The organism is Pseudomonas sp. S2_A05 (genome assembly GCF_054668485.1).
In genome coordinates, this window is record NZ_CP162775.1 from 3,904,228 (window position 1) to 3,919,136 (window position 14,909).

15 protein-coding genes are annotated in these 14,909 nt (G+C 61.4%); 9 read left to right on the forward strand and 6 right to left on the reverse strand.

Annotated features, from left to right (window positions below; translation table 11 throughout):
• Nucleotides 1–168: 168 nt before the first annotated feature.
• The 4 genes from AB4O12_RS17800 to lnt are packed head-to-tail and all read left to right on the forward strand — an operon-like array spanning nt 169 to nt 4,031.
• A complete protein-coding gene (locus tag AB4O12_RS17800; protein WP_016773043.1) occupies nt 169–1,161 on the forward strand; it encodes a PhoH family protein in 993 nt (330 codons plus the stop codon).
• Nucleotides 1,154–1,648 carry an rRNA maturation RNase YbeY gene (ybeY, locus tag AB4O12_RS17805; RefSeq protein WP_252868341.1) on the forward strand — a complete coding sequence of 165 codons (495 nt, stop codon included), beginning with the start codon at nt 1,154–1,156 and terminating at the stop codon, nt 1,646–1,648. Before AB4O12_RS17800 ends, ybeY begins: the two co-directional genes overlap by 8 nt.
• A gap of 5 nt (nt 1,649–1,653) precedes the next feature.
• Entirely contained in the window at nt 1,654–2,493 is an 840-nt protein-coding gene (locus AB4O12_RS17810; protein ID WP_024014438.1) for an HlyC/CorC family transporter, read from the forward strand.
• 14 nt (nt 2,494–2,507) lie between these two features.
• Entirely contained in the window at nt 2,508–4,031 is a 1,524-nt protein-coding gene (gene lnt / locus AB4O12_RS17815; RefSeq protein ID WP_150742305.1) for an apolipoprotein N-acyltransferase, read from the forward strand.
• Between the two features lie 117 nt (nt 4,032–4,148).
• Here the strand turns inward: lnt and AB4O12_RS17820 are convergent, their stop codons facing one another.
• Both AB4O12_RS17820 and AB4O12_RS17825 read right to left on the reverse strand, forming a co-directional pair.
• Nucleotides 4,149–4,910: a YdcF family protein gene (locus AB4O12_RS17820; protein ID WP_236168734.1), complete on the reverse strand. Its 762-nt coding sequence runs from the start codon at nt 4,908–4,910 to the stop codon at nt 4,149–4,151.
• A gap of 104 nt (nt 4,911–5,014) precedes the next feature.
• Nucleotides 5,015–5,338: a hypothetical protein gene (locus AB4O12_RS17825; protein ID WP_024014441.1), complete on the reverse strand. Its 324-nt coding sequence runs from the start codon at nt 5,336–5,338 to the stop codon at nt 5,015–5,017.
• Nucleotides 5,339–5,593: 255 nt separating this feature from the next.
• Between AB4O12_RS17825 and leuS the strand changes: the two genes are divergently transcribed.
• The 5 genes from leuS (at nt 5,594) to AB4O12_RS17850 (ending at nt 11,702) form a co-directional block, all read left to right on the forward strand.
• Complete coding sequence (gene leuS, locus AB4O12_RS17830; RefSeq protein WP_256810277.1) at nt 5,594–8,200, forward strand: leucine--tRNA ligase; 2,607 nt, start codon at nt 5,594–5,596, stop codon at nt 8,198–8,200.
• Nucleotides 8,201–8,288: 88 nt separating this feature from the next.
• The gene (locus AB4O12_RS17835) at nt 8,289–8,894 is read left to right on the forward strand and encodes an LPS-assembly lipoprotein LptE (RefSeq protein ID WP_073475660.1); all 606 of its coding nucleotides are present in this window, start codon (nt 8,289–8,291) and stop codon (nt 8,892–8,894) included.
• A gap of 39 nt (nt 8,895–8,933) precedes the next feature.
• The gene (gene holA, locus AB4O12_RS17840) at nt 8,934–9,971 is read left to right on the forward strand and encodes a DNA polymerase III subunit delta (RefSeq protein WP_041477726.1); all 1,038 of its coding nucleotides are present in this window, start codon (nt 8,934–8,936) and stop codon (nt 9,969–9,971) included.
• Between the two features lie 182 nt (nt 9,972–10,153).
• Nucleotides 10,154–10,318 (forward strand): alternative ribosome rescue factor ArfA, encoded by a 165-nt coding sequence (gene arfA, locus AB4O12_RS17845; protein WP_016773035.1) that lies wholly within the window; start codon nt 10,154–10,156, stop codon nt 10,316–10,318.
• Nucleotides 10,319–10,379: 61 nt separating this feature from the next.
• The gene (locus AB4O12_RS17850) at nt 10,380–11,702 is read left to right on the forward strand and encodes a lytic murein transglycosylase (protein ID WP_056790645.1); all 1,323 of its coding nucleotides are present in this window, start codon (nt 10,380–10,382) and stop codon (nt 11,700–11,702) included.
• 96 nt (nt 11,703–11,798) lie between these two features.
• Here the strand turns inward: AB4O12_RS17850 and AB4O12_RS17855 are convergent, their stop codons facing one another.
• The 4 genes from AB4O12_RS17855 to AB4O12_RS17870 all read right to left on the reverse strand — a co-directional run bounded on the left by AB4O12_RS17855 (nt 11,799) and on the right by AB4O12_RS17870 (nt 14,825).
• Complete coding sequence (locus AB4O12_RS17855) at nt 11,799–12,746, reverse strand: S66 peptidase family protein (protein ID WP_256810269.1); 948 nt, start codon at nt 12,744–12,746, stop codon at nt 11,799–11,801.
• Nucleotides 12,747–12,878: 132 nt separating this feature from the next.
• The gene (gene lipA / locus AB4O12_RS17860; RefSeq protein ID WP_160768663.1) at nt 12,879–13,877 is read right to left on the reverse strand and encodes a lipoyl synthase; all 999 of its coding nucleotides are present in this window, start codon (nt 13,875–13,877) and stop codon (nt 12,879–12,881) included.
• Nucleotides 13,878–13,902: 25 nt separating this feature from the next.
• A complete protein-coding gene (gene lipB / locus AB4O12_RS17865) occupies nt 13,903–14,550 on the reverse strand; it encodes a lipoyl(octanoyl) transferase LipB (RefSeq protein WP_150742309.1) in 648 nt (215 codons plus the stop codon).
• On the reverse strand, nt 14,550–14,825 hold the full coding sequence (locus tag AB4O12_RS17870) for a DUF493 domain-containing protein (RefSeq protein WP_024014446.1): 276 nt from the start codon (nt 14,823–14,825) through the stop codon (nt 14,550–14,552). The genes lipB and AB4O12_RS17870 overlap by 1 nt, the downstream gene beginning before the upstream one ends.
• Nucleotides 14,826–14,909: the final 84 nt, after the last annotated feature.

Consider the following 14,909-nt stretch of genomic DNA (forward strand, 5'->3'; position numbering starts at 1 on the left):
AGGACCGCTTCGCGTCCCATCGGGGATAAATCCCCTCACCACAAATGACCCCGCCAGCCACAGAGAATGGGTTCGAAAGCAGCGTCGATATTTAAGAGCTTTCGCACCCAGGCCACTGGCGTTATCCTTGATTTCATCCTCATTGCCCCAGGGCGGCTAAATACGACCTTGAACGCACCCATCGAACCACATCGTTTTCTCCTCGAGCCTTTTGAGGCTCGCCGCTTCGCCAATCTGTGCGGGCAATTCGACGAGCATTTGCGCTTGATCGAACAGCGCCTGGCCATCGAGATCCGCAATCGCGGAAACCAGTTCGAGTTGATTGGCGATCCAAAACTCACCACGTCCGCGGAAAACCTGCTGCGCCGCCTGTACCGGGAAACCAAGGGTACCGAGCTGTCGCCAGACCTGGTGCACCTGTTCATTCAGGAATCAGCAGATATCGACAACCCGGCCCCTGCCGAAGCGACAGTCGCCCTGCGCACCAAGAAAGGCATGATTCGCCCGCGCGGCTTGAATCAGCAGCGCTACGTGAAGGAAATCCTCGGCAACGACATCAATTTCGGCATCGGCCCGGCCGGTACCGGCAAGACCTATCTGGCCGTGGCCTGCGCGGTGGATGCGCTGGAGCGCGAGCAGATCCGCCGCATCCTGCTGGTGCGTCCGGCAGTCGAAGCGGGAGAAAAGCTCGGCTTCCTGCCCGGCGATCTGTCGCAGAAGATCGACCCGTACCTGCGCCCGCTCTACGACGCGCTGTACGAAATGCTCGGTTTCGAATACGTCGCCAAGCTGATCGAGAAACAGGTGATCGAAGTCGCGCCGCTGGCCTACATGCGCGGTCGTACGCTGAACAACAGCTTCATCATTCTCGACGAAAGCCAGAACACCACCGTCGAGCAGATGAAGATGTTCCTCACGCGCATCGGCTTCGGCTCCACCGCCGTGATCACCGGTGACATCACCCAGGTCGACCTGCCGCGCGGCACCAAGTCCGGGCTGCACCATGTGATCGAAGTGCTCAAAGACGTGCCGGGCATCAGCTTCACCCACTTCCAGCCCAAGGACGTCGTGCGCCACCCGTTGGTGCAGCGGATTGTCGAGGCCTACGAGCGCTTCGAAACCCGTGCCGAAGCCGCGAAGGAAGCCTCGCGCGATGCTTGAGCTGGATCTGCAAATCGCCACTGAGGCCAGCGCGCCGAGTGAAGCCGAGTTCCGCCAGTGGTGCGAACTGGCCCTGCGCCAGCGCACCGCTGATTCGGAAATGACCATTCGTCTGGTCGACGAGGAAGAAGGCCGCGAGCTCAATCACACCTGGCGCCACAAGGACTACGCGACCAACGTGTTGTCGTTCCCGGCGGAAGTGCCTGACGAGTTTCTCGATATCCCGCTGCTCGGCGATCTGGTCATCTGCGTGGCCGTGGTCGAACGCGAAGCCGCCGAGCAGGGCAAGGAACTAAAGGCGCACTGGGCACATCTGGTCATTCACGGCTGCTTGCATCTGTTGGGTTACGACCATATAGATGACGACGAAGCCGAGGAAATGGAAGCACTGGAACGCGAGTTGCTTGCTGAACTGGGCTATCCCGATCCGTACGCGGACGACGAAACCGAACACTCCCCCATCGTTACAACAAAGGATTCAGAGTAATCGCTATGAGCGAAGATCGATCGAGCAACGGGCAGAAGTCATGGCTGGGTAAACTGACCCAGGCTTTTGCCCACGAGCCGAAGAACCGTCAGGAGCTCCTCGAGCTGCTGCGTGATGCACATCAGAACAAACTGCTGGACAGCGAAGCGCTGGCCATCGTCGAAGGCGCCATCCAGGTGGCTGACCTGCAAGTGCGCGACATCATGGTGCCGCGCTCGCAGATGGTCAGCATCAAGGCGACCCAGACACCCCGCGAATTCCTCCCCGCCGTGGTCGACTCGGCCCACTCGCGCTATCCGGTCATCGGCGAAAGCCATGACGACGTGATGGGCGTGCTGCTGGCCAAGGATCTGCTGCCGCTGATCCTCAAGGAGAACGGCGACAGCTTCAACATCAAGGACCTGCTGCGCCCGGCCACCTTCGTGCCGGAGTCCAAGCGTCTGAACGTGTTGCTGCGTGAGTTCCGCGCCAACCACAACCACATGGCCATCGTCATCGACGAATACGGCGGTGTGGCCGGTCTGGTGACCATCGAAGACGTGCTCGAGCAGATCGTCGGCGACATCGAGGACGAGCACGACGTCGAAGAAGACAGCTACATCAAGCCGCTGCCCAGCGGTGATTTCCTGATCAAGGCGCTGACGCCGATCGAGAACTTCAATGAGTTCTTCGACAGCGAGTTCTCCGACGACGAATTCGACACCGTCGGCGGCCTGGTGATGAGCGCGTTCGGGCACTTGCCAAAACGCAACGAAACCACTGAAATCGGCGCTTATCGTTTCCGCATCCTGAACGCCGACAGCCGTCGGATTCATTTGCTGCGACTGACGCCTATCGCTCGTTAATTCTAAGGACTGAAATGCGCTGGACAACCCGCCCCGGCTGGCCCGGTAACCTGCTGGCCGTGGCGGCCGGTGCAATCACCACATTCGCTCTCGCACCGTTCGACATCTGGCCGCTGGCATTGCTGGCGGTTGGTCTGTTCTATGCCGGTTTGCGTGAGCTGAGCCCGCGTCAGGCGCTCGGCCGTGGCTGGTGCTTCGGCTTCGGCCTGTTCGGTGCCGGCACCAGTTGGATCTATTACAGCATTCATCATTTCGGCGGCGCTTCGGTGTTGCTCGCCGGGTTCCTGATGCTGCTGTTCACCGCGGCGATTGCCTGGTTCTTCGCCCTGCCCGCGTGGCTGTGGGCGCGCTGGTTGCGGCGTAACGAAGCACCGCTGGCGGATGCCTTGGCGTTTGCGGCGTTGTGGGTCGGCCAGGAAGCCTTTCGCGGCTGGTTCCTCACCGGTTTCCCATGGCTTTATTCCGGTTACAGCCAGCTCGACGGCCCGCTGGCCGGGCTCGCGCCGGTGGGCGGGATGTGGCTGGTCTCGTTTGTTCTGGCACTGACCGCAGCGCTGATCTACAACGCGCCGCGCTTGTTGCAGGCGCGCCGCAAGGGTTTCATCGCGGCCGGTCTGGTACTTCTGGCGGGGCCTTGGGTGGCGGGCATTGCCCTCAAGGGCCACGCGTGGACCAGCCCGTCCGGCGCACCGCTGACGGTCGCCGCGATTCAGGGCAATGTCGCGCAAAGCATGAAATGGGACCCGGCCGAACTCAACGCGCAACTGGCGCTGTACCGTGATCTGAGTTTCCGCTCCAAACCAGTCGATCTGCTGATCTGGCCGGAAACCGCCGTGCCGGTGTTGAAGGAGTCCGCCGAGGGCTACCTGACGATGATGGGCAACTTCGCCGCCGAGCGTAAGTCGGCGTTGATCACCGGCGTGCCGATCCGCCAGACCGTGCATCACGAACGGCGCTTCTTCAACGGCATCACCGTGGTCGGCGAAGGCGACGGCACTTACCTGAAGCAGAAACTGGTGCCGTTCGGCGAGTACGTGCCGTTGCAGGACGTGTTGCGCGGCTTGATCGCGTTCTTCGACCTGCCGATGTCGGACTTCGCCCGCGGCCCGTCGGATCAAGCGCTCTTGCAAGCCAAGGGTTACCAGATTGCACCGTTCATCTGCTACGAGGTGGTCTATCCGGAATTCGCCGCCGGCCTGTCGGCACGCAGCGACCTGCTGCTGACGATCAGCAACGACACCTGGTTCGGCACGTCGATCGGCCCGCTGCAGCATTTACAGATGGCGCAGATGCGCGCGCTGGAGGCCGGACGCTGGATGATCCGCGCGACCAACAACGGCGTTACTGGCCTGATCAACCCGTTTGGGCAGATCACCGAACAGATTCCGCAGTTCGAACAAGGTGTGCTGTACGGCGAAGTGGTACCGATGCACGATCTGACGCCGTATCTGCAATGGCGCTCGTGGCCGTTGATCGCGTTGTGCCTGCTGCTGTTTGGCTGGGCGCTGATGGCGAGCCGGATGTCGAAGACCCTCTGAGAAATATGACGAGGGGATCTATCGCCGCTGGAGTGCGCAGCAGTCCCCTCTTCTGAAGGTAAGAGAGGGGTCGCTACGCGCCCCATCGGGGATAAATCCCCCTCGCCACAATGATCTTCAGCGGTAAAACAACGAATACCCCACCTGCCCCACCGCTTCATTGAGCAATTGCCCGCTCTGCCAGATCGACTTGAATTCCGGCAACCAGCCGCCAAAAGGCCGGGCGTTGTCAGTACCTAAAAAGCCCACCGGTGCCGGCACCACTTCGAATCCGGCCTGCTCAAAGCTCCACACTGCACGAGGCATGTGCCACGCCTGCGTCACCACGACGACCCGCTTGATCCCTTGCGGCAAGAGGATATCTGCCGTCATCTTCGCGTTCTCCCATGTGGTACGACTCTCGCCTTCCTGCCAGCGCACCGTTACGTCGAAATCATCACGCAACGAATCTGCCATCAATTTCGCTTCGGTCGGCGGCGTGCCGTAGTGCAGGCCGCCGCTGGTCAGGATCGGCAGGCCCGAGGCCTTGGCCAGGCGCGCCGCGTAACGCTGCCGCTCCAGTCCGATGCCGGTCGGCTGGTCTTCGCCCCAGGCCAGATCACCGCGCTCGCGCCCCGAGCCCAACACCACAATCGCATCGGCGCGTTGCGCCAGCGTCGTCCACTCTGACCGCGCCAGCGGCGGCTCACGTTCCAGCGCCTTGGCGCTCCACTGCACGACCACCGGCAGGCTCATCAGCAGCAGGCCACCAAAACCGACGGCAAAACACACGCCAGCCAGGCGTGGCCGCGAACGGCGCAGCCACCAGGCGACCAGCAACAGCAGCAAAAGAATGCCGGGCGGCAATAAAAGTTGTTTGATGAAATAGCGAAAGGGCATCGGGCATCTCCAAAGATGCCCGAAGCCTAAAAGTGTTGATTACGCGTTACAACCATTAGGCGGGATCCTGTTGCAAAAGATCCGTTTCCTGACCTGCCATGCGCTTACTTGGCCTGCACAGAACGCACCTTGCCGGTGTCTCTGCGCGGCGCCTTGTCCTTGAGCCAGATGACCTTGGCCGAATGTGCTGCATCGAGTTGCTTCACTGCTTGAGACAGGCATCCCTGCGTTTCACGTTCACTGCGATCCAGATAGGCCTTGACCAGTTTGAACTCGGCGGGGCTCAAGCCACGCAATTCCAGTTCCAGGGGGCGCTCGTCGCGCAGCCGGTCAGCGGTTTTCACGGCGTCCAGCGCCATGCCCAGACGATCGATCAACCTTTCATACAACTCGGGTTTCGTTACGTTCTTTTTCCGTTGCTCCACCATCCCTCACCTCATTGAAGATAAGACTCACTCCCCAATTAGAGCTTAGCTTCGCTGCACGAACCGGCTACACGCCGCGACCAACGGCCCTCGTCGTCCAAAAGGTCGGGCAAACAGCTGTAATCAGGGTTTCCCTCGGCCAAGCGCGGTCATGTATGCTACGGCGCTTCCTGTCATTCCACTTCCAGCGCACCCGGGCCATCCCGGATGCTGCCGTCGAAGAGGATTAGGCCACCCCTATCCAGTACAAAAGTAGCCATGCACGAACAATATCAGCCACGTGAGATCGAAGCCGCCGCCCAGTCGTTCTGGGATGAGCAAAAGTCCTTTGAAGTCAGTGAACAGCCAGGCAAGGAAACCTACTACTGCCTGTCGATGTTCCCTTACCCCAGCGGCAAGCTGCACATGGGCCACGTGCGCAACTACACCATTGGCGATGTGATCTCGCGCTACCAGCGCATGCAGGGCAAGAATGTTCTGCAGCCAATGGGTTGGGATGCGTTCGGCATGCCGGCGGAAAACGCCGCAATGAAAAACAACGTAGCGCCCGCCAAGTGGACCTACGAGAACATCGCCTACATGAAGTCGCAGCTGCGCAGCCTCGGCCTCGCGGTGGACTGGTCCCGTGAAGTGACCACCTGCAAGCCAGACTACTACCGCTGGGAACAATGGCTGTTCACGCGCCTGTTCGAAAAAGGCGTGATCTACCGCAAGAACGGCACCGTGAACTGGGACCCGGTCGACCAGACCGTTCTGGCCAACGAGCAAGTCATCGACGGCCGTGGCTGGCGCTCCGGCGCGCTGATCGAAAAGCGCGAAATCCCGATGTACTACTTCAAGATCACCGCTTACGCCGACGAGCTGCTGGAAAGCCTCGACGAACTGACTGGCTGGCCTGAACAGGTCAAGACCATGCAGCGCAACTGGATCGGCAAGTCCCGTGGCATGGAAGTGCAGTTCCCGTACAACGTCGATTCGATCGGCGAAGCCGGCACCCTGAAAGTCTTCACCACCCGTCCGGACACCCTGATGGGCGCGACCTACGTCGCCGTCGCTGCCGAGCACCCGCTGGCCACCCTGGCCGCGCAGAACAATCCTGAGCTGCAAGCGTTCATCGCTGAATGCAAGGGCGGCAGCGTCGCTGAAGCCGATGTCGCCACCCAGGAAAAGAAAGGCCTGCCGACCGGCCTGTTCGTCGAGCACCCGCTGACCGGCGAAAAGCTCCCGGTGTGGGTCGCCAACTACGTGCTGATGCATTACGGCGACGGCGCAGTCATGGCGGTTCCGGCGCACGACGAGCGCGATTTCGAGTTCGCGCACAAGTACAACCTGCCGGTGAAATCGGTGGTACGCACCAGCTCCGGTGACACCAACCCGGCGCCGTGGCAGGACGCCTATGGCGAGCACGGCACGCTGATCAACTCCGGCGACTTTGACGGCCTCGACTTCGCCGGCGCGTTCGACGCCATGGAAGTGGCCCTGATCAAGAAACAACTGGGCGCCTCGCGCACCCAGTTCCGCCTGCGCGACTGGGGCATCAGCCGCCAGCGCTACTGGGGCTGCCCGATCCCGATCATCCATTGCGCCGCGTGCGGCGACGTGCCGGTGCCGGAAGATCAACTGCCGGTCGTGTTGCCGGAAGACGTGGTGCCGGACGGCGCCGGTTCGCCGCTGGCGCGCATGCCTGAGTTCTACGAATGCAGCTGCCCGAAATGCGGCGCGCCGGCCAAGCGTGAAACCGACACGATGGACACCTTCGTCGAGTCGTCGTGGTACTACGCCCGTTACGCCTCGCCGCATTTTGAAGGTGGCCTGGTAGAAAAATCCGCAGCCGATCACTGGCTGCCGGTGGATCAGTACATCGGTGGTATCGAACACGCCATTCTCCACCTGCTTTACGCGCGCTTCTTCCACAAGCTGATGCGTGACGAAGGTCTGGTCAGCTCCAATGAGCCGTTCAAGAACCTGCTGACCCAGGGCATGGTGATCGCCGAGACTTACTATCGTCGCGAAGCCAATGGCGCTTACACCTGGTTCAACCCGGCAGACGTGGAACTGGAGCGTGACAGCAAAGCCAAGGTGATTAGCGCCAAGCTGAAATCCGACGGCCTGCCGGTGGAAATCGGCGGTACCGAGAAGATGGCCAAGTCGAAGAACAACGGCGTCGACCCGCAGTCGATGATCGACCAGTTCGGTGCCGACACCTGCCGTCTGTTCATGATGTTCGCCTCGCCGCCTGACATGAGCGCGGAATGGTCCGATTCCGGCGTTGAAGGTTCGCACCGTTTCCTCAAGCGTGTCTGGCGCCTGGCGCAAGCGCACGTTACCCAAGGCCTGCCGGGCAAACTGGATATCGCCGCGCTGAGCGACGAGCAGAAAACCGTGCGTCGTGCGATTCACCTGGCGATCAAGCAGGCCAGCCATGACGTCGGCCAGAACCACAAATTCAACACCGCCATCGCCCAGGTAATGACGCTGATGAACGTGCTGGAAAAAGCCGCCCAAGGCACCGAACAGGACCGCGCGCTGCTGCACGAAGGTCTGGAAGCGGTGACCCTGCTGCTGGCGCCGATCACCCCGCACATCAGCCATGAACTGTGGAAGCAGTTGGGTCACGCCGATGCGGTGATCGATGCAGGCTGGCCGGCCGTGGACGAAAGTGCCTTGGTGCAGGACAACCTGACCCTGGTCATTCAGGTCAACGGCAAGCTGCGCGGGCAGATCGAAATGCCGGCCAGTGCCACTCGCGAAGAGATCGAAGCCGCCGCGCGCATCAACGAGAACGTGCTGCGTTTCGTCGATGGCCTGACCATTCGCAAAGTGATCGTGGTGCCGGGCAAACTGGTCAACATCGTCGCCAGCTAAATTGGATCGGGTGCCGGGCTCGCCTGGCACCCAGTAAAACCTTTCGGGCCGCAGAGTCGGCTCACCTGGTTTCAAGGGGAGCAACACAATGATCAAACGCAATCTGCTGGTGATGGGCCTCGCCGTTCTGCTGAGCGCCTGCGGTTTCCAGTTGCGTGGTACCGGCACCAACGAACTGTCGATCAAGGAAATCGACCTGAGCGCGCGTAACGCTTATGGCGAAACCGTAAGACAGCTGCGTCAGACGCTGGAGTCCAGCGGCGTCAAGGTTTACAGCGGCGCGCCGTACAAGCTGTATCTGGCTGACGAGCAGGAAAGCCAGCGCATCCTCAGCTATGCCGGTGCCGGGCGCACAGGCGAGTATCAGGTCAACACTGTGCTGAGCTATGACATCCGCGGCGACAAAGACCTGTCCCTGCTTAGCGATAAGCTCGAAGTGCAGAAGGTGTTCATTCACGACGGCAACAACCTCGTCGGCTCCGATCAGGAAGCCAACGACGCCCGTCATGAAATCCGTCGCGAGCTGGTGCAGCGCATGATGCTGCGCCTGTCGCAGCTGACCCCGGGCCAGTTGCAGCAACTGCAGCAAACCGCCAACGACCGCGCCAAGGCTGAAGCCGATGCGCTGGAAGCGGCGCAGAAGGCTGAGGCGGAAACTCCGCGTCAGTCGCCGCTCGAAATCCCGCAGCAGTAAGACGGCCGGGGCGCTCAGGCGCCCCGCTCGCCCTTCCTTATGAAGCTCGCTCCCGCGCAACTCGGCAAACACCTGCAAGGCGCACTTGCGCCGGTCTACATCATCAGCGGCGATGATCCGTTGCTGTGTCAGGAAGCCGCCGACGCCATCCGCACCGCTGCTCGCCAGCAAGGTTTCGACGAACGTCAGGTCTTCGCCGCCGACGCCAATTTCGATTGGGGTACGTTGCTGCAGGCCGGCGCAAGCATGTCGCTGTTCGCCGAAAAACGCCTGTTGGAACTGCGCCTGCCGTCCGGTAAGCCTGGCGATAAAGGCGCCGCCGCGCTGATCGAATACTGCTCGCGTCCTGCGGAAGACACGGTTCTGCTGATCAGCTTGCCGAAGCTCGATGGCAGCGCGCAGAAAACCAAGTGGGGCAAGGCACTGGTCGAAGGCCAGCAAACCCAGTTCGTGCAGATCTGGCCGGTGGATGCCAATCAGCTGCCGAGCTGGATTCGTCAGCGCCTGTCCCAGGCAGGCCTGTCGGCCAGTCAGGACGCGGTCGAATTGATTGCCGCGCGTGTCGAAGGCAACCTGCTCGCCGCCGCCCAGGAAATCGAAAAGCTCAAGTTGATGGCCGAAGGTGGGCAGATCACCGTCGAAACCGTGCAGGCCGCCGTGGCCGACAGTGCCCGGTTTGACGTGTTCGGCCTGACCGACGCGGTACTCAACGGCGAACCGGCGCACGCGTTGCGCATGCTTGAAGGCCTGCGCGGTGAAGGCGTCGAACCGCCGGTGATCCTCTGGGCATTGGCGCGGGAGTTGCGCCTGCTGGCCAACATCTCCCTGCAATACAGCCAGGGCACGCCACTGGACAAATGCTTCAGCCAGTCGAAACCGCCGGTCTGGGACAAGCGCAAGCCGCTGATGAGCAAGGCGCTGCAACGTTACTCGGCGCAACGCTGGGCGCAGTTACTACTTGAAGCGCAGCGCATCGATGCGCAGATCAAGGGCCAGGCGGCGGGTTCACCGTGGATGAGCCTGAGTCGGTTGGCGCTGTTGATGGCTGGCCAGCGACTGTCTTTGCCTGCCGAATAAGGCAGTCGACCGCGTAGCGTCCATTCGCGAGCAGGCTCGCTCCCACAGCTGACCGCGTACCAATGTGGGAGCGAGCCTGCTCGCGAAAGCGCCAGAATATTCCTACGCATGAGCTACTGGACAGATGCGCCACATCGGCAGATTATTCCCGGCGCAAAACCCACCACGCCGAGAGAACCCTCATGAGCAAAAAGCCAGCAAAGCATGGCCCCAACAAGGCCAAATCCATCGTCGCCCAGCCATTGTTCCGCAGCCGCCAGGAACGACCAGCCAAGGGCAAAGGCAGCTACCGCCGCGAAGCCTTCCGGTCTGACAACCGGGAGGCTTTTTACTTTCTGGCTGCCTGAAGCGCACTACCCCTCGCTCATGTTAAGGTCTGCACCTGATTCGTTTCCCCTGGAACTGTGCATGCCCCCAAGTCTTTCCCGTCGTTGGCCCGTGCGCCAATTGATCGCTGCCTCCAGCTTCATTCTGCTTGTCGCCTGCGCGGAAAAACCCACCGCCGCCGATGCACAACCGCTTCAAGCCGCCCCGGTCACCACGGCCCCAGCGATCATTCCGCCGGTAGTGCCGTCCGCCGACCCGCTCGATATTCAACCGACCCAGACCTTTGCCGAATGGCAGGCGGGTTTCCGCAAGGACGCCCTCGCCGCCGGGATTCGCCCCGAGCTGTTCGATCAGGCATTTGCCAATATCAGCTTCGACGCCAGCGTGATTCGCGCCGATCGCAGTCAGCCGGAGTTTTCCCGCCCGGTGTGGGAATACCTCGACGGTGCGCTGTCGCCACTGCGCGTCCGCAAGGGCCAGGCGCTGATCAATCAGTACGCCGACATTCTGCAAAGCATCGAGCAGCGTTATGGCGTTGATCGCCAGGCGCTGGTGTCGGTGTGGGGCATGGAAAGCAATTTCGGCCAGTTCCAGGGCAGCAAGTCGGTGATCAATTCGCTGGCCACACTCGCCTACGAGGGGCGTCGTCCGGGCTTTGCTCACGCGCAACTGATCGCCGCCCTGCAGATTCTGCAACAGGGCGATATCACCCCGGAGAAGATGCTCGGTTCCTGGGCCGGCGCGATGGGCCAGACCCAGTTCATTCCGACCACTTACAACACCCACGCCGTGGACTTTGACGGTGACGGCCGCCGCGACATCTGGGGCAGCCCGGCCGATGCGCTGGCCTCGACCGCCCATTACCTGCAAAGCTCGGGCTGGCAGCGTGGCCAGCCGTGGGGTTTCGAAGTGCAATTGCCGAGCGGCTTCAACTACACCCTGGCCGATGGCGCGATTCGCAAAAGCGTCGCCGAATGGCGGCAACTGGGTGTAAACCTGCCCAATGGTGCGCAGGTGCCAGCCGGTTCCGAACAACTGTCCGCTGCCCTGCTGCTGCCAGCCGGTTATCGCGGCCCGGCGTTCCTGATCCTCGACAACTTCCGGGCGATTCTCAAGTACAACAATTCGTCGTCGTATGCGCTGGCGGTGAGCCTGTTGTCCGAGCGTTTCGAAGGAGCGGGCCTGATCAATGGCAGTTGGCCCAAAGATGATCTGCCGCTAAGCCGCACCGAACGCATCGAACTGCAGACGCTATTGAGCGCGCGTAATTACGACGCTGGCACGGCGGACGGGATTATCGGCGCCAATACGCGCAAAGCGATTCGCAGTGCCCAGCAGGCGCTGGGCTGGCCGGCGGATGGTTATCCGACGCACAAGTTGCTTGAGAGCCTGCGCAACCAATAGAGCAAATCAAAAGATCGCAGCCTTCGGCAGCTCCTACAGGACGATCATCAATCCCATGTAGGAGCTGCCGAAGGCTGCGATCTTTTGCCTCCCGAATTATCGGATGACCACATCCTGCTCCAGCAGCAACTCCTGCTTCCCTGCATCCAGGCGCACCAGCGCGCCCAACGGCAGCGTCAGGTTCGGGTCGCAATGACCACTGCGCCAGCCCGACAGCACCGGAATCCGCAACGGCTCAAAGGTTTGCTTGAGCAGGCGATTCAGCGCGTTGACCTCCACTCCGGCGATATCACCGACCAGCACACCGCGCAGTCTGGCCAGCTTGCCGGCCAGACGCATCTGGGTCAGCAACCGATCAATCCGATACAGCGGCTCGTTGATGTCTTCGATAAACAGAATCACCCCTTCGACATCAATCTCGTAGGGCGTGCCGAGGGTTGCAGCAATCATCGCCAGATTGCCGCCAAGCAACCGCCCGTGAGCGATGCCCGGTTCGACGGTTGATAACGGATAAGCCGCCGGATGGCTGAGCACACTCCCTGACTTCATTTGCCCGCGCAGCATGGCGAAGAATGAGGTGACGGTAGGCGGTTCCTTGTCGCCCAGCAGGTCGGCATTGAGCAGCGGCCCGTGAAAGGTCACAAACCCGGCGTAGCGACTGATGGCCAGGTGCAGCGCGGTGATATCGCTGTAGCCGATAAAGGGTTTGGCGTGCCGGCTGAGCAGGTCGTAATCGATTCGGTCCAGCAGGCGCGGCGTGCCGTAGCCGCCGCGCAGGCAAATGATCGCGTCGACTTCAGGGTCAGCGAATGCCGCGTGCAGATCGCGCAGGCGTACGTCGTCACTGCCCGCCAGATAGCCGTCCTTCTCATAGACACCGGGAAACACCTTCAGCCCATAGCCGCGCGCGCGCATCCATTGCAGCGCTTTTTCAGTGTCGAGGGCGCCGGGGCCGGCAGGCGCGATGACGCCGATCGTCCCTTCGGAGGGCAGCGCCGGTACGGCTCGGTGGGCAACGAGGGTGTGGCTCGGTCGAACGGTCATCCTTGGGCTCCAGCGGTAAAGTCATGCACACACAGTAGACAGCTCAAGAGGCAAACAAAAGCCCCTTGTCTCAGGCAAAAAAATGCCCGCCGAGGAACCGTCCTCGGCGGGCATTTTTACATCAGCAGTGAATCAGGAACCCAGCAGCTCGGCCTTGACCAGCTTCGCCTGCTCGTCGGCGTGGTACGAGGAACGTACCAGCGGGCCAGACGCAACGTTCTTGAAGCCCATCTTGTAACCTTCTTCGGCGAACCAGGCGAAGGTGTCCGGGTGCACGAAACGCTGCACCGGCAAGTGGCTGCGCGACGGTTGCAGGTATTGACCGAGGGTCAGCATGTCGATGTCGTGTTCGCGCATGCGCTTCATGACTTCGATGACTTCCTCGTCAGTCTCGCCCAGACCCAGCATCAGGCCCGATTTGGTCGGGATATGCGGCATCATCTGCTTGAAGCGTTGCAGCAGGGTCAGCGACCACTGATAGTCCGAACCCGGACGCGCAGCCTTGTACAGGCGCGGCACGGTTTCCAGGTTGTGGTTGAACACATCCGGCGGCTCGGCGGCGGTGATTTCCAAGGCGATGTCCATGCGCCCACGGTAGTCCGGGACCAGGGTCTCGAGCTGCACGTTCGGCGACAGCTTGCGGATTTCGCGGATGCAGTCGGCAAAGTGCTGGGCACCGCCGTCACGCAGGTCATCGCGGTCCACCGAAGTGATCACCACGTATTTGAGCTTGAGGTCGGCGATGGCGATGGCCAGGCTTTCCGGCTCGTTGACGTCCAGTGGCTTCGGACGACCGTGGCCAACGTCGCAGAACGGGCAACGACGGGTGCAGATGTCGCCCATGATCATGAAGGTTGCGGTGCCGCCGGAGAAGCATTCGCCGAGGTTCGGGCAGGACGCTTCTTCGCAGACACTGTGCAGCTTGTGCTTGCGCAGCAGGCTCTTGATGCGGTCGACTTCCGGCGAAACCGGGATGCGCACGCGGATCCAGTCGGGTTTCTTCGGCAGTTCGGTGGTCGGGATGATCTTGACCGGGATGCGTGCAACCTTCTCGGCGCCGCGCAGCTTGACGCCGGCTTCAACCTTGGGACGCGGGGCCGGGCGCTCGGTCACGTCGAGCGTCGGGATCATGGTTTGCACTGCATCAGTAGTCATATCAGTCGATTCCGCCCGTGAGGGTCGTCTGCTCAGCATAGTCGAGGTGTTTGACGAGCTGCGCGCGCAGCCGGGCACTTACCTCGGCAAATTCAATCGATCCTGCGTGATCGCTCAGCTGGGTCATGGCCAGCCCGGCGTAGCCGCAGGGATTAATCCGTCGAAACGGTTCCAGGTTCATATCCACGTTCAGGGCCAGGCCATGAAAGGAACAACCGTGGCGAATGCGCAAACCCAGAGAAGCGATTTTCGCTCCATCGACGTACACGCCGGGAGCATCTGGCTTGGCGGCGGCGGTGACGCCGTAGCTGGCCAGCAGTTCGATGAGGCAGGCTTCCATGCGGCTGACCAGATCACGCACGCCGAAACCCAGCTTGCGCACATCCAGTAACAGATAAGCCACCAGTTGCCCGGGGCCATGATAAGTCACTTGGCCGCCACGATCGACCTGCACCACCGGAATATCACCCGGCAGCAATAGGTGTTCGGCCTTGCCGGCCTGGCCCTGAGTGAACACCGGCGGGTGTTCGACGAGCCAGATTTCGTCGGCGGCATCGCTGCCGCGTTCGTTGGTAAAGCGCTGCATGGCATGCCAGACCGGCTCGTAAGGCATCTGGCCCAGTTCGCGAAAGCCCAGCGTGCCGTGCATCACAACACCATGTGCACGATGCCGGAAGCCCGCAGTTCGCTGTTGATGTTGTACAGCTGATCCTGATCGGTGGCGACGATGTGCAACTGGATGGTGGTGTATTTGCCGTTGCTGCTTTGACGCTCGTCGATGCGCTCATCATTGATGGTCGCGTGTTTCAGGACGATCGCGATGATCTTGTCCTTGTTGCCAACACCCGTATCGCTGATCACCTTGATCGGATAATCAGTCTGGGGAAATTCGATCTTTGGCGCCTTTACTTCGGTATCGGTCATGGCGTAACGGCCTCTATAGCGCAAGCCGTGGTAACGCACATGGCCCCGCACCGGATCGGGGCGGGGCCATGCAGGTCAACACAA